Source organism: Mucilaginibacter jinjuensis, assembly GCF_028596025.1.
Taxonomy (GTDB): domain Bacteria; phylum Bacteroidota; class Bacteroidia; order Sphingobacteriales; family Sphingobacteriaceae; genus Mucilaginibacter; species Mucilaginibacter jinjuensis.
In genome coordinates, this window is sequence record NZ_CP117167.1 from 5,488,608 (window position 1) to 5,512,417 (window position 23,810).

The following is a 23,810-nucleotide window of genomic DNA, read 5'->3' on the forward strand; positions in this document are numbered from 1 at the left end:
TTTATGGGCACCTTTGTTATATCAAAACAACAACGATATGGCAACTCTAAAAGCAATTGATCAAGTAAGCTGGATGGCCGAAAATCATACAACAAGTACAAACCATACTACTCACACTAACTTATGGGCCAAATTTATGGCCTATGCCGATAGCCAGAAACCAAATAAAACACTTTGGTTCTTTATTACGCTAATTGGCCAGGGTGTACTGTTTTTACCGATACCTGCCGTATTAATGTATTATTATGATGCCAATATAGCGGTACTGGCCATTACCATGGTGTGTTTCTTTACTACCATTATTGCCAACATGGGTGGCGAAGGCATCCGTACAACTTTAACCTTATTAACAGCCAGCGTGTTGATACACATTGCAATGGTGTTGGCCGTAGTTTTATAAATAGTGTTTTCGTAATATCAATTTAATGAAAGAAGCGGTGCAATGCCGCTTTTTTTATTTCTATAAACCTCTCTAATAAAATATACATGCCCCATACCTTCCATATCCCGGTTTTAGGACTTGGTTTTTCTATCGATACCCCTTTAAAAGTTGCCCGTTATGGTATTTCATCAGTAGCCTCTATTGTTGATGACGAACTGATAGAGCGGATGCGCCAATATCATACCTCACAAAACAATATGGAGTATCTCCCAATTAACAGTCACGAACCCGATAGCCGCGCACGCAGGATATCCGCCTACTTGAATCTGATGCACGATCTTGTAAACCAACAATTTGATAAACTAAAGAACCAACCTTTTGAACCAGGTAATGATATTACCCGGTACTTCGACCTCCTGCCTGATACATCGGCTTTAAAACAAGATTACCTGCGCATGATGGCTTGCGCCAATCTACATGAGCAGGAAATGATGAAATATCATTTGCGCTGGCGCATGCAGCAGGGCGCTACCGATGTAAATATTATGGCGAAAGTGGATAAGCTGAATTACAATAGTGATGACGAGTTTTTGGGCGACGAAAATACAGACGCCCTGGCTGCCCTGCGTGGTTTCGCCATGAGTAAATTGCAGTCATCAGTAATCATGTCGGCAGGGATGAACCCTAAGCTTTATAGCTATATTGAGCATTTCGACGACTTTTTTCCAGACGCAACGGGCAGGCTGCGTAAAAAGGTAATCCTTAAAGTAAGTGATTTCCGGTCGGCTTTAATACAGGCTAAATTTTTGGCGAAGAAAGGTATTTGGGTATCTGAGTTCAGGATCGAATCGGGCTTAAATTGCGGTGGCCATGCCTTTGCCACCGATGGTTTATTGTTAGGCCCGATACTCGAAGAGTTTAAACAAAAGCGCCAGGAAATGCTGGCCGAATTGTGGGCTATCTGCCAACCTGTACTTGAGCATAAGAGTTATTTTGCCCAAACCATACCAAACCAACGTATAAGCGTACAGGGCGGAATTGGCACCGGCAATGAGAATAGTTTTTTACTTAACTATTATCAGCTGGATGCTACCGGCTGGGGTAGTCCGTTTTTATTGGTACCCGAAGCTACTAATGTTGATGATGATACTTTAACCAATTTAACCACTGCCAATACTGATGATTTCTACCTCAGCGCCTCATCGCCGCTTGGGGTTCTGTTTAATAATTTCAAGAAGAGCAGTATAGAACAGCAAAGATTAAACCGCATTGAGCATAACCGACCAGGAAGCCCATGCACCAAAAAATTTTTGTGTAACAACACCGAGTTTACCGAAATGGCTATCTGCACGGCATCTCGCCAATATCAGCATCTGAAAATACAGGAGTTGGAGGCACAGCAATTACCAGCGGCAGATTATCAGCAGCAATACGATGCCATTACAGAGAAGATCTGTTTATGCGAAGGCCTGTGCGCATCGGCATATATTAAAAACGATATGCTTAAACCCCGCGAAAACAATGCTGTAGCCATTTGCCCCGGACCAAATCTCGCCTACTTTAAAAGTACCTACTCGTTAGACCAGATGGCGAAACACATTTACGGAGGTATTAACCTGCTGCAAAATGTAAGCAGGCCCAACCTGTTTATCAACGAGCTGAACCTTTATATCGATTACCTGAAGAAAGACATCGCCATGCATCTGAAAACCCTTACAGATAAAAAGGAGAAATACTTCAGCAAGTTTAAAGAGCAGCTACAGCAGGGCATTGATTATTACAAACAACTCATCCCGCAAATTACTAATGAAACCCAGGAAAGCATACAGGATATGTATCGCCTGCTTAGTTTATCAGAAGCTGAGCTAAATCTTATTTTAGTTGTGAAGGAGTGAGTAAAGCAATGAGTGAATGATAGAATAAAGAATCAATGAGTGAATGATAGAGTTTTGAATGATAGAATATGCTCTATCATTCAAATTATGTCAAATAAACTAATGAACTATTGAACAAATGAACCAGTGAACTAATGACCAACAGAACACCCATTAGCACAAATACAGGCCTTACCTACGCATTTGTTTTGTTGCCATAGGTCGAGGTTTTTGATGGTTTGGTTGGCTATTTGTTGCAGGGCATCACTGGTGAGCAGATGATGTGGAATGGTGGTATGTTCTGTAATGGTTAGCGGTGAAACAGGGGGCACATTCGCCAGTTTAATACCTCTTAGGGCAGCAGCTTGCTTATCGATATGATCTGTAGCAGAGGTGCGGGTGGTAATATACCGGATGCCCATATCGGCCAGAAGGTTAATAACCGGGGCCGATACATCATCATTGCTGCAAACAATTACAGCGTCTTTGCCTTCGGCGTAAATGGCGGTTTCTGGGTTTAACTGATTAGAGATGAGGGTAATTTCGTGTTTACGGCAATTGGCCATGGCCAGAAATACCTTTTCGAAATCTTTAATACTATAAGCTACTACTTTCATTTGGGGTTAAAGGCTGTTTTAATCAGATCAAAACTACCCTTAGCAACCTGCTTAAACTATGCGCAGCGTCATCCAAAAAAGTGACGCTGATCAGTTTTTCATTTTCGACAGCTTATCAATATTCAAAATACTGATGGTGGATCCTTTCTTTTCAATCAGCTTTTCATCCTTAAAATCGGTAAGGGTACGGCTCACGGTTTCTGTGGCTATGCCGGCCATTGCAGCCAGTTCCTCGCGCGAAATTTTAAATTGGTTTTGATCCGCCGATAGTTTGCTAAGTCTGATCAAAACACCCGCCAAACGTTTGCGCACCGAGTGATAAGCCATTTCTATCAATTGCTCTTCCCTGTCTTTTAAATTATTAGACAGGATCTTTAAAAACTGCCTGCCGATATCCGGGTAACGGTTCAACAGCTCCAACACGGTATCTTTAGGGAGCAGGCAAACTGCTGAATCTTCAACAGCTTCTGCCGATTCTGTAAAAGGTTTATCCAGTAAAATCGTATTTACGCCGAGATAATCTTCGGGGCGGTGCAGGCCGGTCATCAGCTCGCGGCCATCTTCGGCAAGCTTGGTGGTTTTAATACCGCCTTCCAGTACCAGGTAAATTCCCTGCGGCGTATCGCCATCGTAATATAAAACCTGTTTCTTTTTAATATGCCTAATTTTTCGCCCGGCTATCAATGCCTTTAACTCTGCCGAACCATTGCCTGTACCGGTTGCCAGGCTCTCTATGCTTTGTAATGATTTGCTGTAAAAGTTCTCCTGCTTTTGCTTTTTACTGAACCGGCTTTCAATCGCATTCAGTAGTTCCACATCGTCGAAGGGTTTAGTAAGATAATCATCGGCTCCCATTTCCATGCCTTTTCTAAAATCTGGCCGTTCGGCCTTGGCGGTTAGGAATATAAAGGGGATAGCATCCGTTTCCGGGTTTTTAGAGAGCAGGTATAACACGCCGTAGCCATCCAGTTCGGGCATCATAATATCGCAAAGTATCAGGTCGGGTTTGTGGGTCACGGCCATTTCTACGCCGATCTTACCATTTTCGGCCTGCAAAACTTTGTATCTGCTCAATTCCAGAATTTCTGCTGTGTCTTCGCGGATGTCGTTATTATCTTCTATAATGAGTATACATTTAGTCATTGTACGATGGGGAATGTAAGGGTGAACGATGTGCCCCGGTTAACCTGGCTTTTGAAATCGATGGTGCCATTCATGAGCCGGGCATATCGGGTAACAATATTTAAACCCAGGCCGGTACCAGGAATATTACCTGTGTTATGTGCCCGGAAAAATGCTTCGAATAAATGTTTCTGATCGCTTTCGGGGATACCGATACCGTTATCCTTTATCACCACAATCAGCTGCTTATCGTTCAATTCGGTATTAAATTCGATAAAGCTATCCCCGCCCGAATATTTGATGGCATTGCTGATGAGGTTGATGATACAATTTTTCAACAGCGCCTGATCGAGCTTAACCATGCTGGCCGTGCCCGTATGCTGGTAAATAATATGCTGCGCCTGTTTGGCTGTGAGCTGCATTTCTTCGGTAATTTCTTCACTAAATTTTACAATATCAAAGGCATCAATCACCGCTTCCACCTTACCGGCTTCGAGTTTTTCGAGGGACAGGAAATCATTCAAGATCCCGGTTAAATTCCCTACCGAATTTTTAATGCGGCCAATATGTTTGGTGATATTGGGGTTGTTAAAATCCTGCGCGTACTTCTCGATCAGTACCGCCGAAAGCTGGATAGAGCTGAGCGGCGTACGGAATTCGTGCGAGGCCATCGATACAAAACGGCTCTTCATCTGGCCTAATTCCTTCTCTTTCTCCAGCGACTGGCTCACTTCTTCTTTCGCATGCTGCAAAGCCTCTACCGACATTTTGAGCGATTGTGTACGCTCGTGCACCAAATCTTCGAGATGGGTTGCATAATCTTTCAGGCGGTCTTCGGCTTCTTTTTCTTTGCTCAGATCGTGGATAAAACCGGTATAAATTTTTCGCCCCGAATACTGCACCTCACTTACCGCCAGGCGGAACGGAAATGTAGAACCATCTTTACGCAAGCCTTGTACCTCGCGGCCTTTGCCTATAATATGCGCTTCGCCGGTGTGCTGGTATCGGCTAATGTACTGGTCGTGGCGGTCGCGGTCGGGCGGTGGCATCAACATGGCAATGTTTTTACCCACTACTTCATCGGGCGAATAACCAAATAACCTACATCCCGAGGGATTAATAGATTCGATATGCCCTCTGTCATCAATGGTAATAATACCGTCGATGGCATTCTCGATAATAGCTTGTAGCAGGGCGGCATTCTCCATAAAATCCTAAATAGTGAGGCTTATCACAAATATCGAAATACCCGGCGAATTAAAAGTGATAAAGGTTTGAGGGAAAAATGATGACGGTCATTTTTTCTTGTCATCCGCCCCCCCAACACGTCATTGCGAGCAATAGTGTGGCAATCCCCGACCGATTACCACCGACTTAGTTAACGCACAATCCGTTTTCTATTAGGAGTGGACGTGTGAGTGATATGAATCGTCAGTGGATGTCACTTTTTCTTTCCGCAAGAAAAAGTAACCAATAGAACTCGTGGCTGCTCAATTTTCTATTAATGGGTGTGCGAAGGCCAATGTTGTGCTATCCGAAAATTAAGAGGCCACAGGAGTTAGGGTATTAAGGGGTTGTGATGGCAGTATCCTTTCCACAGAACACGTCATTGCGAGGTACGAAGCAATCTCAGACCGATTATTACTACCCCACAATAACGCACAATCTGTTTTTCATTAGGGATGGAAGTGTGAATTATGAATCGTCATTGGATGTTCTTTTTCTTTTCTCTCAAAAGAAAATGAACCAAAAAGAAAAGTCGTGGCTGCTCAATTTTCTATTAATGGGTGTGTGGAGGCAGGTATTGTGCTATCCGAAAATTAAGATGCCACAATGGTTAGGGTATTGAGGGGTTGTGGGTGTAGACTTTCCTATCAAGCGCGTCATTGCGAGGAACGAAGCAATCCCCGACCTACAAAGATGCAAACTAAAATATAGCACAACTCATTTTTCACTATTGATTATTATTCGTTTTTTTAAATATTCTATTAAAATAACAAAATGCTCAATATTGAAAATAAAGGACGTGAGTTTGAAGAGTATGTTCATTATATATATGATTTCCTGCTAAATATTGACACTGATCAAACTGAAGAAATCATAGTTACGAAAAATGCTAAGATCAGGAAAAGCAATTACACTCATGAATTTGATATATACTATGAATTTAAGAAAGCAGGTATTACACATCGGGTTGCAATAGAATGTAAAAACACTAATGTTCCAATAAATAAAGGACGTGTACAAGAATTTGAATCTAAGCTTAGAGACTTAAATAATATCATTGGCGCAATTATTTCATTATCAGGTTTCCAAGATGGGGCAAAAATGTTTGCTGACGAAAAAGGCATAATAACTTTATTAGCAAGCGATCTTCCTAATTTTATGCAATTAATAAGTATTAGACTTACTAACGTATTTTTACCCAATCCTAAACAGCGCGGAGAGCCTTTCTATATCTTAATGGAAATTGATCAATACAATAATCTAACTGGAAGCTATGAAATAATTGAACGAAATCATAAAAACTTCATTTTCTTATTTTTATCTAAAAAACATGCTGAAAAATATCTTTCGCATAAAAAGATAGAAGACTTACAGCCAAGAGCATTGAAACAAGAATCTTATGATCATGTAATTTTAATGGCCACTCGTCTGAAGGCCATGTTTTCGATTATTATTCTTCCAGGAGATACCGAAACTAATTTCATTGGCTTCGATATCTCACCTGAAGATTTAAAAAAAGAGTATTACTATATTTAATAGATAATATTATATTCCAACTCACTCAAACAATTTGCATTTTCAAAACAAACCTCTTACCTTCGTAATTCATCTGATGATATGATGAATAACAATGAACACCATTATCCAAAAAAAATCACTGGCCGACGAGGTTGCTGCTAAATTACAGGAGCAAATTTCGCTGGGGCATTATAAGGTAAATGATAAATTGCCTATTGAGCCCGAACTGATGAAAAATTTTGGGGTTGGGCGTTCAACCATCCGCGAAGCGATTAAAATACTCACCAACTCGGGTTTACTGCGTGTACAGCAGGGCGTGGGCACTTTTGTGCAGCAAATAACCGCGAGCCGCGAGCCGATGGACCAGCGCCTGAAGCGCGCCAGTATGCATGACCTGGACGAGGTGAGACAGCTATTGGAAATGAAGATTGCCGAAAAAGCCGCCCTAAACCGTACTGATAAAGATATTGCCGCCATGAAAGGCCACCTTGCTGCCCGTAAAATTGCGGCAGAAGCCGGTTTGCTCGAAGCTTGTGTTGATGCCGATATCCAATTCCACGTTTCTATTGCTGAGGCATCGAAAAACGAGATCCTGGCCGATTTGTATAAGGCTACTTCTGTGCACTTAAAAAAGTGGTTCATCCAAATTTATCCCGATACCGGTATTTTTATTGAAACCACCGCTATACACGAACAACTTTATAAAAGCATCATTGCAGGCGATGCCAAAAAAGCCTGGAATATTGCTGCAAAAATCATCCGTCAATAAAAATTTTTTACCCAAATTCATCAGATGATCTGATCTAATATTATGAAAACAGCAGAACTCAATCCACCCACCGTTGATGTAAAAAAGGTTGCACAGCAAACGGTTTATTCTATCCTGTTCACTATCAGTTTTACGCACCTGCTTAATGATTTATTGCAGGCTGTAATACCGGCAGTATACCCGGTGTTTAAAGACAGGTTTCACCTTACATTTTCGCAAATTGGTTTAATTACGCTTACCTACCAACTTACCGCATCGCTGCTACAGCCGTTTGTGGGTATGTATACCGATAAAAAGCCACGCCCCTATTCGCTGGCCATTGGTATGGGGTTTACTTTACTGGGTTTACTGGCGGTGGCTTTTGCCAATAGTTTTGTAAACCTGATTTGGGCCGTTAGCTTAATCGGTATCGGTTCTTCTATTTTTCACCCCGAATCATCGCGTGTGGCGCACCTGGCATCGGGCGGAAAAAAGGGATTGGCGCAATCTATATTTCAGCTGGGTGGTAACGCGGGTAGTGCAATCGGTCCGCTGTTGGCGGCCATTATTGTGGTGCCGTTCGGTCAGCAAAATATTGCCTGGTTTTGTCTCGGTGCAATTTTGGCCATCATTGTTTTGCTCAATATCGGCAAATGGTACAAAGCGCATTTATATCAGCGTTCGCTTAATAAGGTTGTTGTTGCCGATGAGGTACATCATTCGTTATCTAAAAAAAGGGTTTACTTCTCTCTGAGTATTCTGCTGATCCTCATCTTCTCCAAGTACTTCTACATGGCCAGTATGACAAGCTACTACACCTTTTACCTCATCAATAAATTTCATGTATCGATACAGGAATCACAGATCTATCTCTTCGCCTTTTTGGGCGCTGTAGCCGCAGGTACGTTAATAGGCGGCCCGTTGGGCGATCGCTTTGGCCGTAAATACATTATTTGGATCTCTATTTTAGGTGTAGCACCGTTCACCTTGCTGCTGCCTTATGTAGGTTTATTCTGGACCGGTGTTTTATCTGTCATCATTGGTATTATCATTTCATCGGCATTCTCAGCCATACTGGTTTATGCTACAGAACTAGTACCCGGTAAGGTAGGTATGATAGCGGGCTTGTTCTTCGGTTTTGCCTTCGGTATGGGCGGCCTCGGCTCGGCTGTACTGGGTAAACTGGCCGACCAAACCAGTATAGATTATGTATTTAAAGTATGTGCATTTTTACCGCTCATCGGTATTTTCACCGGCTTACTGCCCAATATTGAAGGGAAGAAAGCTTTAGCTAAATAAAAATTAACAGGGGATATTACACCCTTCATTTTATACCCCTTATTAACGTTAGAAGTGGCAGCACAGTCATTGCATTCCCCTAATTTAGGGGAACACGACTGTCAGTGCAATTTGCACTAACGTTAATAAGGGGCCTAATTTAGGCCCCTTATATCTAATGTGACTCTACCTTGGAACGTCTCTCAAAAAGCTGCTAAATTTAAATAAGACTTATCTATCAACATTTGTCGCATTTGCGACAATGGGTGATTACAGGTGCTTTCCCAATAAAAAAACCACTCCCAATAGTTGTAAAGATTCATCTATTTTCTATTCAATTACAAACATTTATATTTTCAGAAAATAAATTACCTTAAAGACATTGTTACACGTTTTTTAAATACTATTCCGGTTATCAATTACGTATATTGGAAGAACCAATTGCCGTGTCCCCTAATTGTAGACCAAAGTATATTTTAGCGTGACTACTAATAACCAATTCAACTTAGAACTCTTTTTCGAGCTATCACAAGATTTGATCTGCATTGCAGGTTTCGATGGTTACTTTAAGCGCATTAACCCAACGGTTTCTAAAATATTGGGCTATACTAACGAGGAGCTTTTCGCCAGTCCAATCAACTCTTTTGTTTATCCCGACGATCAGGATATTACTGCCAAAAAGCGGAACAACCTTACCAAAAACACGCCACTGTTAAATTTCGAAAACAGGTATGTAACCAAAACAGGTGAGATAGTTTGGCTTTCGTGGACATCAATGCCCATTAAAAGCGAAGGACTGGTGTTTGCCATCGCCAAAAACATCACCCATAAAAAGAAACTGGAAGACGACCGCAATATCCTGCTGGCCGATTTAACCAAAACCAACCACGACCTTAAGCAGCTTAACTACACTACTTCGCACGACTTGCGCTCGCCGGTGAATAACCTGCTGCTGGCTTTTGATATGATGGATATATCTAAAATAAGTGATGAAGACACACTTGAATATATCGGCATCTTAAAATCAACCGCCGAAACCCTTAAAACCACACTCAACAATTATGTTGATGCCTTAAGCCAAAAACATGTACTAAATGTTTCGATCGAAGCTATTGATCTCGACCAATGCCTGCAAACCGTGCTACAATCAATCCGCTCGTTGCTGCATGATGCCAAAGTAACCATCAATATCGATTTTACCGATCTGCCCCAGATCAATTTCAACAAAGCCTACCTCGAAAGTATATTTCTAAACCTGCTCACCAACGCTATCAAATATACCAAACCCGAGCTGGCTCCGGTAATCAGCATTAAATCGTGCATGGTGGATGGCACCAAACAGTTAGTATTTTGTGATGAAGGCATTGGTTTTGATCTGGATAAGGTGAAGGACCGCATCTTCGGCTTCAATCAAAAATTTCATAACCATGCCGATAGTAAGGGCATCGGCCTGTACCTTGTTTACAACCACGTTACCAGCCTGGGCGGCCACATTGCCATAGAAAGCAAGCCAGATGAAGGCGCTAAGTTTATAATCTCCTTTAAAGATTAATACCGTTTTTATTAAATTTAGTCATATTCGGTCTGAATCTCACTCCTTTCGCACAATTTGGCTATTAACTTCAACTTCTTTCAAAAGCGACTGCGCACTAACTGTACTACTAAAACTTTTGTCGGGATTGGTTTGCGATATCCGGTCTATATCTATACTGGTTTGATCGAGCTGTTTTATTAAGCTGTTTATTTTACTTAAATGCGAATTAAACATTTTCACTTTGTTGTTATAGGTATCAGCCTTATAGTTATTGGCTATTGCGGCAGCTTGCTTCGAAGTATCAGAAGGCATGTAACTATAGGCGGATAAATTACTTACTGTAGTTTCAATGGGTATCAATGACGGATCAGCATCCTTAGGATCTAAAGCTTGCAAACTAAGCCTAACCGGATCGGGATTATAGGCAACCAAACTTTTATATTCATCAATTATGGCTACCGTAGTTTTATGCTGATTAGAATAAGAATCAGCAATTATTTTATTTCTGACATTATTTTTAAAGCTATTGAATAATAATGAAGTAAAATCATAAGCTTTAGTTCGCAACACTGCACCTTGTACCGAATAATAATTACTCAGGGTTTTATTTTTGGTATACATTACGCCCATATTAGTACTAAAAACCTGTGCGGGCGAACTTATTGATAAATCTGCCTCGTTACCGAAATTATAAAACTGTTTACCGTAAATTTCCAAATCATCTATTCTTTCATACGATGAAAGGAAATAGAGCCGGTAACGCTGATATTCCTGATCAGGGTTATCGATTTGCGCATAGCAGTTTTGCAAGAAATCCTGTACCGCTTTATCGTTAAATATCTGATAAATGTTGGCATTAGGCGCAGGCTTCCACCTTAGTAAAGAAAGCTTCGCTTTAAACTCCAGTTCAGCCGAATTATTGACCCTTAATGAGTCGAACATTTTGGCAACAAAATAAGCAACTTGTGCATTAGCCATGCCTCTTTTATCTTTGTTAACCATCGCATACAGGCTATCCTGAATGGTGAGATAAGTTTCATTCGTATTCCAGAATGATGGTTCTAAAGGAGGCAGCAGCAAGCGGTTATTTTTAGTATCCACAAAAATGAAAGTACCCAGTGGATAAATATTCTGAAAATTATTTTCAAGCATCGATAAGCTGCTCATAGAAGCCGAATCAATCTTCAGTAGAAAGTTAAGCACCTTATTATGTTCCAGTTTTACACTCAAGCCTTCAAGCGATTCGAAATTAGTAGCCTGTTTTTCAGGAATAATGATTGGGATGTAAACAACCTGATTTTTATTTTGAATAAGGGTTGCAAAATCCTTCTTAACAATTACAGAAGTTTGTTCTTCCGGATCCTGTCCGTAAAAGGCAATAGTATCTGCCTTATTCAGCGAAATCTCTTTGATTTTCTCTTCGCCCGGTTTCAAACTCAACAAACTTTTCAGTTTATAGCCACCCGACTTTTTATTAATTTTATAAAATACAACCACATTAGTTTTATCAGTATTTTTTACTTTAAACTTAAAGCTTTCTGCATTAGCCAATAATGGTTGCCCAATAAACACTATGGCAATTAAACTTACTATCGTTTTTATGTTCGGGGATGAAACTGTAAGTATTTTTTTTAATACTAAAATTGATGCTAATAACGACGAGGTATTCATTATGATGCTATTTCAAGGGGTAATTATTTTATAACGCCATGATGTATTTTTTAGTTTTAGTTCACCATACTATTAAACGGTAAATCGCTCAAAGTAATTTGCATTGAGCATTAATTTGAATATTGAAATTTATGATTAATTTTCACTCTTAAACTAATATTAGTTATTGATAATTAACGAAATAGGCTAATCGAAGAAACCATGAAACTTCTGCTCACTTCAGCCGGTATCAGCAACCAAAGCATCCGTAATGCATTGATCGTGCTTTTGGGTAAACCGATTGCCGAAGCCAACGCTCTTTTTATCCCAACTGCAGTTTATGGTATACCCAATGGCGGTGATATATTACGGCGGGTGATTTGCGGGACATTGGGCGACCCTTTCTGCGAATTGGGCTGGAAATCGTTGAGCTTATTCGAGCTTACAACGCTGCCCAGCCTCAAAAAAGAATTCTGGCTATCCACGCTAAATGAGACGGACGCTTTGCTGGTTGGCGGCGGCGATTGCCAGTATCTCACCTATTGGATGAAGCAATCTGGAGTGGCAGATCTGTTACCTTCGCTGCTGCAAAAAGTGGTGTATGTAGGACTAAGCGCCGGGAGCATGATCATGACCAGTCATGGAAGCACCTTCGGTAACCACACGCTGCCGGCAGAAAGTGCTAAATCATTAGGACTGATTGATTTTGCAATTCACCCACACTTGGACTACCCAACGTTTCCGCAAAATTCTATGGCTAATATTGAGAAGCTGGCCGCTACCCTACCGATGCCATCGTATGCCATTGATGACCAAACCGCCATTAAAGTGGTCGACGGTGTAGTCGAAGTGATTTCTGAGGGAAACTGGAAGCTGATTACTCCCTGAATTTAAACCCACTACCCAACGCTAAGCCGGGCAGTGGGTTTGGTTGTTGATTAAAGTTTATCGCCGTTTTTAATCTCGTCGCTGGCATGCAGCAAAACGCGATCATTGGCTTTAAGGCTGCCGAATACTTCGGTAGAATCATGTGTGGCTAAGCCCTCTTTTACACTCACCAGTTCTGCTTTGCCATCGCGTGCAGCAATCACATACTCTTGTTCTGTTGAACGCACAATAGCACTATTCGGCACCAGTAATGATTTTGCGCCCGACAGCATAGGGATCTTCACTTCGGCATACATACCCGGCTTTAATGATTGTTTGGCATTATCCACATCAATCTCAATAGCTTCTGATCGCATGCTGCCCAGGGCATTTGCCGAGCGGCTGATCTTAGCCGTATACTCATTGCCCGGCATGGCATTAAAGATAAAAGTTACCGGCTGGGTCAGGTCAACTTTATCCACATAATCTTCGGGGATATAAACTTCCAAACGCATTTTGCGAATATCCTGCAATACCAGCATGGGTTGATCTGTAGCCTTACCCGGCGCTACCAATGCACCTGGTGATACATTACGCTGAACGATCATGCCATCAAAAGGGGCATAAATATTTAAATAACCCTGCATGGTACGCACCGATGCCACATTTGAGCGTTCTGAATTGGCAATGGCTTCATCGGCTTTCATTTTGGCCGATGCATTATCCAATTCCAATGGCGATACCGAACCGGGTTCGGCGGCAGCTTCTTTTAAACGCTGGTATTTCTCTTTACTGGCCAAGGCGGTTTCCTGCGCCTGTAAGTAGCGCGAGTTAGCAGCCTGGTATTGAGATTCCATTTCGGGGGCTTCGAGCGTGATCAGGAGCTGGCCTTTTTTTACGATAGAGCCACGATCTACATAAAGCTGCTTTACAAACCCGTTCACTTTGGGGAACAGGTTAACCTCATTAAAGGGTTTCAGCTGACCGGGCAAACGCGCCGAGCTTGATAGCGCCTTTTCTGCCACATTACCAAATTGATTGGCGGATACAGCAGATGATGCAGTTTTACTTTCAGTCAGATCAACCGGTTTTTGGTTGCCAGAGCAGGCATATAGCGAGGTGCTGATGGCAGCACATAATATTAATTTATTGTATTTCATGATAGATTAAGCATTAATAGGTTCTTCGGTTAAAATTTCGTCCTCGGGCATCAGCGCAGGCGATGTGTAAGTGGTTTTATCCTGTACCCAGGCAAACACCAGCGGTAAAATAAACAGGGCTGCCAATGTTGAGGCAAACAGGCCGCCAATTACAGCGCGACCAAGCGGAGCCGATTGTTCGCCGGCCTCGCCCATACCCGATGCCATTGGGATCATCCCGGCAATCATGGCCAAACTGGTCATTAAAATTGGCCTTAAACGGATGGATGCACTGGTTACCGCGGCACGGGTGGCATTACGGTAATCCAATCGCAGGTTTTCTGCATTGGTAACAATCAGGATGGCATTGGCTACCGATACCCCGGTGGACATGATCATCCCCATGTACGATTGCAGATTAAGCGTTGACCCCGTAATCAACAATGCCGTGAGCGAACCCAAAATTACAGCAGGCACAGTTGATAATACCGTTAACGAAACTTTAAACGATTGATAATTGGCAGCCAGCAATAAAAAGATCACCAATACGGCAAAGCCTAAACCATTCTGCAAGCTGGTTAAAGTATCCGTCAACAAGCCCGACATTCCTCCTATTGTGGCAATCAATCCTTTAGGTGGTGTGCCTACGGCTGCCACTGCTTTTTGCACATCTGATGTTGCCTGTGCCAAATCCATTTTATAAATATTGGCGCTTACTGTTAGGTAGCGCCGTGGGCCGTCGCGGTCATATTCTCCCGGTACGTATACGGTTTTAAATTCGGCAACATCGCCCAGTACCGGGCTACTCTGGCCTTTTACCAGCGGGATCTCTTTCAGCTGATCCATACTGTTCATCGAATACTCGGGCACCTGTACTTGTACCTGGTAGGTATATGCGCCTTTTTCATCGAGCCACAAATTCTTCTCTGTAAAACGGCTTGAGATTGTACTTGCCGCAACCGTACGGGCAATATCCTTCATATTTAAACCCAGCTGTGCAGTCTTCAATCTATCAACAGTAATTGAAATTACCGGGAACCTTAGTGGCTGCTCAATCTGCACATCGCGCAGGTATTTGATGTTTTTCAGCCGGGCCATTACCTTATTGGCGTAACCTTCAATCTGCACCATATCTTTACCGGCAACCTGCACCTCAATTGGGGTTGATGCACCCTGGCTCATGATTTTCTCGGTCATGTCAATCGGCTCAAAGGTGATCTGCATTTCGGGCAGGGCGTAATGAATGTTTTTGCGCAGGGCATCCTTTAGCTCATCCATATTAACATGGTAACTTTCATCAAGGTTTACCTGTAAAATGGCTTCGTGCGTACCTGTGTTAAAGATGTAAAGGTTACTGCTACCGTAACTGCTTGGAATTAGCCCGATATAGCCGGAGGTAATCTCCACATGGTTATTCACCGTTTTATTGATGATGGCCAGCACCTGTTTAAACTTATCTTCGGTACGTTCAAGTCGTGTACCCTGCGGCTCTTTCATACGGATCTGAAACTGGCCATTATTGATCTTCGGCATCATATCTTTACCGATAAAAACAAAGCATAACCCAGCCAGCACAATTACGGCTACAAGGTAAACCGGCACGATAACCTTTTTATTCGGCATCCATTTTTTCAGGATGTTCATGAAGCGGAGTTTTACTTTTTCGAAGAAATCATTTTGCTCGGGCTCTTCATTTTCGTGTTGTAAATGATTGTGAACCTGCGTTTCTTCCGGGTTATCTAACGATTCGCCTGCATGCGCATGAACGTGGCGGTGATGATAGTTTTGGTAACGCTCTGCCTTAATTAACCAGTTACTTAAAATAGGCACTACCGTTTGCGCCAAAATGTAAGACACGATCATGGTTAACCCGATGGACATCGATAGCGGCAAGAACATCGCTTTCGGTACACCACTCATCATAAACGATGGCGCAAATACAGCGAGGATACAAAGCAAAATAAGCAGCAGCGGGAACGAAATCTCCTCACAGGCATCATAAATTGCTTTCCGTTTCGATTTACCCATCTCGAGGTGTTGGTGGATATTTTCAATCGTAACCGTTGCCTGATCCACAAGGATACCGATAGCCAATGCCAGTCCGCTTAGGGTCATGATGTTGATGGTTTGGCCGAATAAACTGAGCAGCAACACCCCTATTAAAATAGAAACCGGGATAGTAATTACCACAATTAAACTGCTTCGCCAGTCGCGCAGAAAGAGGAGTACCATTAAGCCGGTAAGCAAGGCACCCAGTCCACCTTCGGTCATTAGACTTTTTACTGCGTTTACCACGAATACCGATTGATCGAACTCGTAAGATAGTTTCACATCATCGGGCAGCAGCGATTGCATTTCGGGCAGTTTCTGTTTCAAACTTTGCACCACCGACCAGGTAGAAGCATCGGCCGTTTTAACTACGGGAATGTACACCGAACGTTTGCCGTTAATCAAAGCATAATCAACTGTAATATCGGCGGCATCCGCAACACGGGCAAAATCTTTAACAAAAATGGGCACACCATTTTGCGTTTTAACCGGGATACTGCCAAAGTTATCGGAGCTCTTGATCAACGAGTTCATGGTGGTTAGGTACATGGTATTATCCAACCTTAAATTGCCCGAAGGCGCCATTACGTTAAATTTCGACAAGGCATCAACCACCTCATCGGCTGTTAGGTTATAGCTACGTAATTTATCAGGATCAACATTAATGGTGATCGACCTTGCATTAGCACCAAACGGTGGCGGGGCAGATAAACCCGGAATGGTTGAAAACATCGGCCTGATACGGGTTGCGGCCAGGTCATAAATATCTTTCAAACTTTTGGTTGGGCTCGAAAATACCAGCTGACCAACCGGCAGCGAAGAAGCATCGAACCTGATTACCTGCGGCGGCAATGCACCCTGTGGGAAAAAGCTTGTTGCCCTGTTTACCTGCAAAGCTACCTGCGCCGAAGCTTCGGCCATGTTGGTGCTTTCGTAAAAGGACAGCTTAATAAGTGTTAAGCCCTGGATATTTTTACTGGTGATACTTTTTACCCCGTTGATGTACAAAAACTGGTTTTGCAAGCCGGTAGAAAAGAAGCCCTCCATTTGCTGGGCCGACATACCACCGTACGACTCGATGACATAGATAGTGGGCAGGTTTAACTGCGGAAATATATCTATCGGTATTTTTATTGCACTAAGCACTGCAAATATCAAAAGGCTCATGGTGATAACCATCGTAGTTATCGGCCTTTTTAATGCAGACGTGACCATTGACATAATTATTCTATTTTAAGGTGTTCAATAAAGCGGTTACCTGGTTCTCTGTAATGGCCTTTTGGAAAAGCGCATTAACGTAAGCATAGCGCGCCTGTGCATAATCAGTTTCGGCACGGTAAAGGATGCTGAGAGCCGCATTTAATTCGATAATATCAGTTAAGCCGCTGCGATAAAGTGAAAGCTTTTGGCGATACCCGGCATTAGCCGCCTTTAACTGGTTCGGTATTTCCTGCAAACGTTGTTGTGCGGTGGTCAGCTCCACCGAAGCCTGGTTGGCACTAATGGCAAGCATTTGCTTTTGCTCATCCAGTTTCTTTTGAGCGTAATCAGTCTCCGTTTTTTGGGTGCGAAGTTTGAGTTGTTTACGCCGCAGGTCGAACAGGTTGTAAGAGATACCTACGCCTACAAGGTAGTTCCCCCGCTGAAAATCGAAACCACTGCCTACGCTGTTGAAATTATCGTTAGCATCAACGCTCGAACCCCTGCCCCAGGCAGCGGCCTCTAACAAAATCTTGGGGTTGTATTGCTTACGCACCATATCCTCCCGCTGTAAACTGTTCTGGTAAACAGAGCGATAATAATTAATAAGCGGATGGTTAACGGTATCGGCAACAGCTGATGGCGCATTCTGGCTGATAAGGTTAGTCTCGGCCGAAGTATCCGGTATAATGGTAGCATAAGGCAAGCCACTTATGGCCGATAGTTGTAATTGAACCTGCTTTAACTGGTTATTTAATTCGATATAATTTAAGCGCGCTTTAGAGAGCTCGGCTTCTGCAATACTGGTATCTACACCAGGCCTTACGCCGCTTTTAGCCAGTGAGCGGATAGAGCGGTTGATTTCTTCGTTACGCTTAATGTTACGCTGCTGTATAGCTAGGTAATCCTGCAAACGGGTTAGCTGTAAATAGCTGCCGATAGTATAAGCCTGCAATTGATATTTGGATTGCGCAAACTGGTTTTGCTCAACCTTAATATCAGAACTGGCTACCTTGTTTTGGGCGCCATAAGAGCCAAAATTGTAAACCTCCCAATCTAAAGCGGCAATACCTAAGTTAGCGCCTGTAGCTGTGGCATTGCTTTCGGTACGTACACCGCGCGAATTTGACGGGATAATGCCGAAACCAAAATACGGGCCGGCAACGTTGTTATTGGTACCTATATCGGCCTGGTAATTTAGCCTGAGGTTGGGCAACCAGTTACTTTTAGTTTCTGTGGCTTGCGCCCGCTTTATTAATATGGCTGCCGAATCTGTAATTAAGGTTGGCGCTTTTTGCTCAACCTGATTGAGCAGTTGCTTTAATGAAATAGCTGGAGGTATTTGCTGGGCCTGCGCATGTATTATTATAAATAAACATACCGCAACGCCCACGACTTTTTTAAAGCCTGACATGCTGAATTTGTATAAAATAAATATTGGATTGATTATCGAACAGCCCCGGCAGAACGCCCAGGAGCATGTTATTTTAAGCCGATAATCAGATGGTTAATTTACCGGTGAGCAAGTAAGTACGCTCATCCTGTAAACTATTAAAAGAGAGTTGGTCAATAAACTGACCTGTAATATTTTCTCTGATCTTATAAATCAGCGGAAATAATAAGGATAATAATGCAGTAATAGCCAGCACTAAATTAGCCGGCGGGTTGATAAGCAATTTTTGTATCGTGGCCTTTTTAATTTCGGCCTCTTCCAGGTATTCGGGTACACGTTTGGTAAATGCTTTTACCAGTATAATCGTATTGTCTTTGCTTTCCTTTAAAAGTTTAAGTCCGCTAAAACCCAAAAAAGGTTTGGCAACAAAAAGCAATGCTGCAAACACTAATATGAATTTTATCACCTTTAACCTCGACATATATAGTTATATACGTGCAAAAATGAATATTAATTGCATATTGTTTTAAGGGTAACGGGAATGTTGCAATGGAGGGGTTCCGGCTATTTTAGACGATGAATTAGCTATAAACTATTTCTTACACTCAATAAGCAGTCATCCTTCATATCTATTTCTGGTGTTTCCAAAACCTGCCTTTCCCTTCGGCTATCCATTCTAAGGCTTCATTTATTCTTTTTTGTCGCGTTTCGTCGGTCTTGGCATCGGTAATCCAAATAATGTACTCCTTGCGGAAAGAGTTGGACTTGCTTTCAAAAACCTCCTTTGCTTTGCCATTAGCTGTTAATGCAGCCAACAAATAATCGGGAGTTTCCAACACTTTGGGCTTATCAGTTTGCGGCTTATCCCTTTTTACCTTAATGCCTTTTTCATTTAACTGCATGGCTTCTTTAAGCATGGCAACAAATTCGTCATTTGCCGGCAGGTCGGTTGGCTTGGTAATCTTCCCTAAAAACCTTTGGATCGGTTTTAAGTCTTTATTTACCTTCAGGCGCGGGTCGGTCATCAGGTCGGCCTTCAGGAACGTGAAAGCGCAATGATTTTTATAGGATGCCATCACACACATATTATCGCCGTTAAATTCAAAATGGGGCAGGCTCCATTTTATGGCCTCTTCTACCCCAGGGCAATTTTGATGAATCAGCGTGCGCCAGTGCGCAAGAATAGGTTTTGCAAAATCTTCTGCATTGGTTATATAATCATCTACAGCCGGGTTATAGTTCATGATATGTGGTTTTTTAGTAATTACAATTGTTGCAGCAAAAAAAACTAAACTAAGGCAGAAGATCTGGTTAAAAAATTGGGGATACTGGTTAATTTAATTACCTGTTTTGTTTACGAAATGCTGATGGCGACATACCTACCTGCTTTTTGAAGAATTTACCAAAATTGGCAGGGTCTGAAAAATTGAGCTGCCAGGCAATCTCGGCTACTTCAAAATCGGTGTATTGAATGAGCGATCTGGCTTCGGCGGCCAAACGTTCGGCAATAAATGAAAGCGCATTTTTGCCCGAAACCTGTTTAACAGTTTGGGAGAGATAATTGGCAGTAACCGAAAGCATATCTGCATACTCTTGCACAGTATGTTTGTTGATATAATGATTATCGATCAACTGAATAAATTTGCGTAACAATATTTGCTGCGTTGAAACCGTGGGAGTATCCTTTTTCCTTGCTAACCAAAAATCTTCCAAATAATAGAGCAGGCCAAGCAACTTTGCCCTTGCTTCTATATGCTGCCCTTTAGCCGACCTTTCATAAGCGCGAAACACCGTTTCGAAATGTGGCGCCAGTTGTTTAAAGGTAGCATGATCAAACTTAAACAGGTTGGTATGCAATATATCAAACAGCGGAAATTGCTGGTGAAAGTCGGGCTTGAAGAATAAGAAACATTCGGGCTTAAAATAAATCACATACCCTTCGAGGGCATTATTATGCGCAAAGCTATACACCAGGTTTGGCGAATGAAAAACAAGGTAAGAATCCGGATCATGAACGGTTTGGGCACCATAGTTAACCTCTATCTTCCCTGAATTTATCAGCAGGGCAAAAAAGTAAAATGAACGTTTAAAAGGCGGCCTGTATACTGCCCGGTTTTGCTCGAGAGGCTTTAATCGCAAACAATAAAAATCGGGATCTGTAGTTTGTCCCGGCCAAGGGATCGAGGCCAAAAAATCATTAATTTCTGTATAATAAGGCAGCGCATTTTTTATTGTCCCCATAGCGTTAGCCGCAAGGCCTGATCCTAAAATAGAAAAAGAAATTTCATTATTTCATAAAAATAAACTTTCAATAAATTTTGAAAATTCAATATTATATATACTTTTGTACATGGAATTACCTGAAGCAAAACAGAAATTTATTGAGGCATGGGGCAAGTTGGGTTCTGAGTGGGGCATTAACCGCACCATGGCACAGGTACATGCCCTACTACTGGTAACCCCCGAAACGCTAACTACCGAAGATATCATGGAGGCGCTAAGCATTTCGAGAGGTAACGCCAACATGACCCTGCGCGATTTAATGAGCTGGGGCCTGGTAGAAAAACAACACAAAGCAGGTGAGCGCAAAGAATATTTTTATGCTGATAAAAACACCTGGAATATTGCCCGCCAGGTTGCCAAAGAACGCCGCAAAAGAGAATTGGACCCGGTTTTAAAAGTACTGGATGAGCTGACGAAAGTTGAGGGCGATAAAAAAGATCCTGCTTATCAAACCTTTCATAAATCGGTAACAGATATTAATAAACTAGCTAAAAACGTTGATAAAACTTTAGAAACCATGCTCAAGGCTGAGGAAAATTGGTTTTGGGGTTCAATTTTTAAAATCTTCAAGTAAGATTTTTTTTGCACTTAAACTTTCATTAATTACTGAAATTTCAATATTATGAATACTTTAAAAAATCACCTGATCCTTTTCGATGCAGAATGCCCCATGTGCAGCCTGTATACTAAAGCATTTGTAAGTACCGGCCTGCTGGAGCAAGATGGCAGGGCTGCTTACCAGGAAACCGCTGTTGAAACCTGCCCCCTGGTTGACAGGCAACGCGCCGTTAATGAAATTGCCCTGGTAAACCAGGAAACCGGCGAAGTTACTTACGGTGTTAAAAGTTTATTTAAAGTATTTTCGGTAGCCATACCTGCACTTAAACCGCTGTTTGAGTTTGCGCCCTTTGTATGGCTAATGAGTAAAGTTTATGCATTTATTTCTTATAACAGAAGGGTAATTATCCCGGCTGCAACTGAGCAATACGCCTATCAGCCCACGTTTAAACTGCACTATCGCGTAGCCTATTTATTATTTACATGGGCAATTACCGCTTATATTTTAACTGCTTATGTGCATTTGATGTATGGCTTGCTGCCGGTGGGAACCAGCTATCGCGAGTATTTGATCTGCGGTGGGCAGATCTTCTTCCAGGGAATAATAATCAGCCTGTTTGCCAGCGATAAAAAGTGGGCCTACCTGGGTAATATGATGACTATTTCTTTCGCAGGTGCACTGTTGTTATTGCCGGGCTTACTCTTAGCCACCTGGTTTAGCCTCCCTCCTGTTTTTTATGTGTGCTACTTTATGGCTATGGCCGGTTTAATGTTTCTGGAACACATCCGCCGCACCAAACTACTCAGTCTGGGCTGGACACTTACTGTTAGCTGGGCTTGCTATCGCCTGTTGGTTTTACTGTTCATCTTTTTAGCCAAATAACATGCCTTATAAAAAGAAGAAGTAGCAGCTATCAACAATATTTTGAGCTAAACGCTATGGAGATACTCCGCACACATTTACAACAATTAATTTACCTGGCAGGCTTGGCCCAGATTGCTTTGGTAACAGGAAGCCTGGCCATCCCCCGAATACTAAACTGGCGTGCAGAGCTGGCTAAGGTTCAGCCCTTAATTAAACAAATGTTTTGGACCTATGCCGGATATATCGTGGTTATCAATTTATGCTTCGGGCTGCTTTCTGTGTTTGCTACCGGGGAATTAAGCAACGGCTCAAAGCTTGCTATACTGGTTGATGCATTTATTGCTGTATATTGGATTTCGAGAGTATTAATTCAGTTTTTATACTTCGACAGAACTAACTTCCCTGCGGGGATCTGGAATAAAATTGGAGAAACGGTATTAGTTACGCTCTTTGTCTTTCTGAGTATTGTTTACAGCCTGGCATTTTATTTTAACTTTCATAACACCTAAACCTCATCATGTATATCTTATTATTTCATCTGTTTTACTTTGCCTGCATCAACCTGCTGGTTCTGTTGCTGGGCTATCTCATCATCAAAAAAAGGCTGATTGCCGCAAGCTGGTTTATGTTTGTATTCGCTATTCTTACGGTGCACCTCCTATTTATGCACGATCATCCCATCATCAGGATGCTGGCCATTATAGCAACAACCTTTACCGCCATGAAAGTAATTGCCGTAGCCGAAAGTTATAAGCATCAAAAACTAAACCTTAGTTTCAAGCAATGGCTTGCCTTTGCAGGCGGTTGGGCCGGTATGCGGGCACAACCTTTCGAAACTTTAGGGCAAGCCGCCTTGCCCAATGCTTGGCCACTGGTTTGGCAAGGGGTTAGCCGGGTTATTGCAGGGGCATTATTTATACTTTTAGCACACCTGCTACTCCATTTTTCTCATAGCACAGCAACCATAATATTGGTAAGCGCCATTTTATTAATAGGCTTAAGCCTGATACTACACTTCGGCATGCTTAGCATTAGTGCGGGGATGTGGCGGTTTAGTGGAGCTAATACCTACCTGCTTTTCAGGCAACCGGCCAAAGCAATAAGCCTTACCGAATTTTGGAGCAAACGCTGGAACATCGCCTTTAGCGAAATGACCTCGGTTGCCATATTTCGTCCCTTAAAAGCCAAAACAGGCAGCCCGGTAGCATTACTGCTGGCCTTTGCTTTCTCAGGTTTACTGCATGAGCTGGCATTAAGCGTACCTGTAAACAGCGGCTACGGCCTGCCTATGCTTTACTTTATAATTCAGGGAGCTTTGGTATTATTTGAGAAGTTTTTAACCATCAGAAAAAATACGTTTTTACAGCATAAAGTTGTTGCCAAAATATGGCTCTTCTTTTGGCTGGTTGTACCGGCTCCTTTGCTGTTTCACCCGCAGTTTATTAAACAAATTGTTTGGCCATTGGCCGGCTTGCATTATAATTTTTAACAGAACCCAATATCACC

Annotated in this window: 21 protein-coding genes; 11 read left to right on the plus strand and 10 right to left on the minus strand. The window is 42.3% G+C overall.

The window, feature by feature from the left end; translation table 11 throughout:
- The first annotated feature begins 37 nt into the window (after positions 1–37).
- On the plus strand, positions 38–400 hold the full coding sequence (locus tag PQO05_RS23720; RefSeq protein ID WP_273629932.1) for a hypothetical protein: 363 nt from the start codon (positions 38–40) through the stop codon (positions 398–400).
- A gap of 86 nt (positions 401–486) precedes the next feature.
- Entirely contained in the window at positions 487–2,277 is a 1,791-nt protein-coding gene (locus PQO05_RS23725) for a hypothetical protein (protein ID WP_273629933.1), read from the plus strand.
- Between the two features lie 131 nt (positions 2,278–2,408).
- Here the strand turns inward: PQO05_RS23725 and PQO05_RS23730 are convergent, their stop codons facing one another.
- From PQO05_RS23730 to PQO05_RS23740, 3 genes are all read right to left on the minus strand, one after another.
- Positions 2,409–2,873 carry a Rossmann-fold NAD(P)-binding domain-containing protein gene (locus PQO05_RS23730; protein WP_273629934.1) on the minus strand — a complete coding sequence of 155 codons (465 nt, stop codon included), beginning with the start codon at positions 2,871–2,873 and terminating at the stop codon, positions 2,409–2,411.
- Positions 2,874–2,963: 90 nt separating this feature from the next.
- On the minus strand, positions 2,964–4,016 hold the full coding sequence (locus tag PQO05_RS23735) for a response regulator (RefSeq protein ID WP_273629935.1): 1,053 nt from the start codon (positions 4,014–4,016) through the stop codon (positions 2,964–2,966).
- Positions 4,013–5,203 (minus strand): PAS domain-containing sensor histidine kinase, encoded by a 1,191-nt coding sequence (locus tag PQO05_RS23740; protein WP_273629936.1) that lies wholly within the window; start codon positions 5,201–5,203, stop codon positions 4,013–4,015. The genes PQO05_RS23735 and PQO05_RS23740 overlap by 4 nt, the downstream gene beginning before the upstream one ends.
- Before the next feature lie 793 nt (positions 5,204–5,996).
- Here PQO05_RS23740 and PQO05_RS23745 point away from each other — a divergent pair.
- The 4 genes from PQO05_RS23745 to PQO05_RS23760 all read left to right on the plus strand — a co-directional run bounded on the left by PQO05_RS23745 (position 5,997) and on the right by PQO05_RS23760 (position 10,318).
- On the plus strand, positions 5,997–6,758 hold the full coding sequence (locus tag PQO05_RS23745) for a restriction endonuclease (RefSeq protein WP_273629937.1): 762 nt from the start codon (positions 5,997–5,999) through the stop codon (positions 6,756–6,758).
- 94 nt (positions 6,759–6,852) lie between these two features.
- Entirely contained in the window at positions 6,853–7,509 is a 657-nt protein-coding gene (locus PQO05_RS23750; RefSeq protein WP_273629938.1) for a FadR/GntR family transcriptional regulator, read from the plus strand.
- A gap of 42 nt (positions 7,510–7,551) precedes the next feature.
- Positions 7,552–8,787 carry an MFS transporter gene (locus tag PQO05_RS23755; RefSeq protein WP_273629939.1) on the plus strand — a complete coding sequence of 412 codons (1,236 nt, stop codon included), beginning with the start codon at positions 7,552–7,554 and terminating at the stop codon, positions 8,785–8,787.
- A gap of 460 nt (positions 8,788–9,247) precedes the next feature.
- Positions 9,248–10,318, plus strand: a complete 1,071-nt coding sequence (locus PQO05_RS23760; protein WP_273629940.1) for a PAS domain-containing sensor histidine kinase — start codon at positions 9,248–9,250, stop codon at positions 10,316–10,318.
- 39 nt (positions 10,319–10,357) lie between these two features.
- Here the strand turns inward: PQO05_RS23760 and PQO05_RS23765 are convergent, their stop codons facing one another.
- Positions 10,358–11,971, minus strand: coding sequence for a hypothetical protein (locus PQO05_RS23765; protein ID WP_273629941.1), 1,614 nt, complete (start codon positions 11,969–11,971; stop codon positions 10,358–10,360).
- A gap of 201 nt (positions 11,972–12,172) precedes the next feature.
- Between PQO05_RS23765 and PQO05_RS23770 the strand changes: the two genes are divergently transcribed.
- Positions 12,173–12,838, plus strand: coding sequence for a Type 1 glutamine amidotransferase-like domain-containing protein (locus PQO05_RS23770; RefSeq protein WP_273629942.1), 666 nt, complete (start codon positions 12,173–12,175; stop codon positions 12,836–12,838).
- Between the two features lie 50 nt (positions 12,839–12,888).
- Here PQO05_RS23770 and PQO05_RS23775 read toward each other — a convergent pair whose 3' ends face one another.
- The 6 genes from PQO05_RS23775 to PQO05_RS23800 all read right to left on the minus strand — a co-directional run bounded on the left by PQO05_RS23775 (position 12,889) and on the right by PQO05_RS23800 (position 20,839).
- Positions 12,889–13,977 carry an efflux RND transporter periplasmic adaptor subunit gene (locus PQO05_RS23775; RefSeq protein WP_273629943.1) on the minus strand — a complete coding sequence of 363 codons (1,089 nt, stop codon included), beginning with the start codon at positions 13,975–13,977 and terminating at the stop codon, positions 12,889–12,891.
- Positions 13,978–13,983: 6 nt separating this feature from the next.
- Positions 13,984–17,226 (minus strand): efflux RND transporter permease subunit, encoded by a 3,243-nt coding sequence (locus tag PQO05_RS23780; RefSeq protein ID WP_273629945.1) that lies wholly within the window; start codon positions 17,224–17,226, stop codon positions 13,984–13,986.
- 7 nt (positions 17,227–17,233) lie between these two features.
- Positions 17,234–18,619 carry a TolC family protein gene (locus PQO05_RS23785; protein WP_273629946.1) on the minus strand — a complete coding sequence of 462 codons (1,386 nt, stop codon included), beginning with the start codon at positions 18,617–18,619 and terminating at the stop codon, positions 17,234–17,236.
- An 85-nt stretch (positions 18,620–18,704) separates the two neighbouring features.
- On the minus strand, positions 18,705–19,079 hold the full coding sequence (locus tag PQO05_RS23790; RefSeq protein WP_273629947.1) for a hypothetical protein: 375 nt from the start codon (positions 19,077–19,079) through the stop codon (positions 18,705–18,707).
- 148 nt (positions 19,080–19,227) lie between these two features.
- Positions 19,228–19,842: a YdeI/OmpD-associated family protein gene (locus PQO05_RS23795; protein ID WP_273629948.1), complete on the minus strand. Its 615-nt coding sequence runs from the start codon at positions 19,840–19,842 to the stop codon at positions 19,228–19,230.
- Positions 19,843–19,939: 97 nt separating this feature from the next.
- Positions 19,940–20,839: a helix-turn-helix domain-containing protein gene (locus tag PQO05_RS23800; RefSeq protein WP_273629949.1), complete on the minus strand. Its 900-nt coding sequence runs from the start codon at positions 20,837–20,839 to the stop codon at positions 19,940–19,942.
- A gap of 109 nt (positions 20,840–20,948) precedes the next feature.
- Here PQO05_RS23800 and PQO05_RS23805 point away from each other — a divergent pair, with 109 nt between their 5' ends.
- The 4 genes from PQO05_RS23805 to PQO05_RS23820 are packed head-to-tail and all read left to right on the plus strand — an operon-like array spanning position 20,949 to position 23,793.
- Positions 20,949–21,455 carry a GbsR/MarR family transcriptional regulator gene (locus tag PQO05_RS23805; protein WP_273629950.1) on the plus strand — a complete coding sequence of 169 codons (507 nt, stop codon included), beginning with the start codon at positions 20,949–20,951 and terminating at the stop codon, positions 21,453–21,455.
- Between the two features lie 48 nt (positions 21,456–21,503).
- Positions 21,504–22,322, plus strand: a complete 819-nt coding sequence (locus PQO05_RS23810) for a DUF393 domain-containing protein (RefSeq protein ID WP_273629951.1) — start codon at positions 21,504–21,506, stop codon at positions 22,320–22,322.
- Between the two features lie 56 nt (positions 22,323–22,378).
- Positions 22,379–22,813 carry a hypothetical protein gene (locus tag PQO05_RS23815; protein ID WP_273629952.1) on the plus strand — a complete coding sequence of 145 codons (435 nt, stop codon included), beginning with the start codon at positions 22,379–22,381 and terminating at the stop codon, positions 22,811–22,813.
- Between the two features lie 8 nt (positions 22,814–22,821).
- Positions 22,822–23,793, plus strand: a complete 972-nt coding sequence (locus PQO05_RS23820; protein WP_273629953.1) for an MBOAT family protein — start codon at positions 22,822–22,824, stop codon at positions 23,791–23,793.
- Positions 23,794–23,810: the final 17 nt, after the last annotated feature.

What these genes read in the sequence shown, in the direction of transcription:
- PQO05_RS23720 (WP_273629932.1), top strand. Translation starts at nt 38, where the DNA reads ATGGCAACTCTAAAAGCAATTGATCAAGTAAGCTGGATGGCCGAAAAT.
- PQO05_RS23725 (WP_273629933.1), top strand. Translation starts at nt 487, where the DNA reads ATGCCCCATACCTTCCATATCCCGGTTTTAGGACTTGGTTTTTCTATC.
- PQO05_RS23730 (WP_273629934.1), bottom strand. Translation starts at nt 2,873, where the DNA reads ATGAAAGTAGTAGCTTATAGTATTAAAGATTTCGAAAAGGTATTTCTG.
- PQO05_RS23735 (WP_273629935.1), bottom strand. Translation starts at nt 4,016, where the DNA reads ATGACTAAATGTATACTCATTATAGAAGATAATAACGACATCCGCGAA.
- PQO05_RS23740 (WP_273629936.1), bottom strand. Translation starts at nt 5,203, where the DNA reads ATGGAGAATGCCGCCCTGCTACAAGCTATTATCGAGAATGCCATCGAC.
- PQO05_RS23745 (WP_273629937.1), top strand. Translation starts at nt 5,997, where the DNA reads ATGCTCAATATTGAAAATAAAGGACGTGAGTTTGAAGAGTATGTTCAT.
- PQO05_RS23750 (WP_273629938.1), top strand. Translation starts at nt 6,853, where the DNA reads ATGAACACCATTATCCAAAAAAAATCACTGGCCGACGAGGTTGCTGCT.
- PQO05_RS23755 (WP_273629939.1), top strand. Translation starts at nt 7,552, where the DNA reads ATGAAAACAGCAGAACTCAATCCACCCACCGTTGATGTAAAAAAGGTT.
- PQO05_RS23765 (WP_273629941.1), bottom strand. Translation starts at nt 11,971, where the DNA reads ATGAATACCTCGTCGTTATTAGCATCAATTTTAGTATTAAAAAAAATA.
- PQO05_RS23770 (WP_273629942.1), top strand. Translation starts at nt 12,173, where the DNA reads ATGAAACTTCTGCTCACTTCAGCCGGTATCAGCAACCAAAGCATCCGT.
- PQO05_RS23775 (WP_273629943.1), bottom strand. Translation starts at nt 13,977, where the DNA reads ATGAAATACAATAAATTAATATTATGTGCTGCCATCAGCACCTCGCTA.
- PQO05_RS23780 (WP_273629945.1), bottom strand. Translation starts at nt 17,226, where the DNA reads ATGTCAATGGTCACGTCTGCATTAAAAAGGCCGATAACTACGATGGTT.
- PQO05_RS23785 (WP_273629946.1), bottom strand. Translation starts at nt 18,619, where the DNA reads ATGTCAGGCTTTAAAAAAGTCGTGGGCGTTGCGGTATGTTTATTTATA.
- PQO05_RS23790 (WP_273629947.1), bottom strand. Translation starts at nt 19,079, where the DNA reads ATGTCGAGGTTAAAGGTGATAAAATTCATATTAGTGTTTGCAGCATTG.
- PQO05_RS23795 (WP_273629948.1), bottom strand. Translation starts at nt 19,842, where the DNA reads ATGAACTATAACCCGGCTGTAGATGATTATATAACCAATGCAGAAGAT.
- PQO05_RS23800 (WP_273629949.1), bottom strand. Translation starts at nt 20,839, where the DNA reads ATGGGGACAATAAAAAATGCGCTGCCTTATTATACAGAAATTAATGAT.
- PQO05_RS23805 (WP_273629950.1), top strand. Translation starts at nt 20,949, where the DNA reads ATGGAATTACCTGAAGCAAAACAGAAATTTATTGAGGCATGGGGCAAG.
- PQO05_RS23810 (WP_273629951.1), top strand. Translation starts at nt 21,504, where the DNA reads ATGAATACTTTAAAAAATCACCTGATCCTTTTCGATGCAGAATGCCCC.
- PQO05_RS23815 (WP_273629952.1), top strand. Translation starts at nt 22,379, where the DNA reads ATGGAGATACTCCGCACACATTTACAACAATTAATTTACCTGGCAGGC.
- PQO05_RS23820 (WP_273629953.1), top strand. Translation starts at nt 22,822, where the DNA reads ATGTATATCTTATTATTTCATCTGTTTTACTTTGCCTGCATCAACCTG.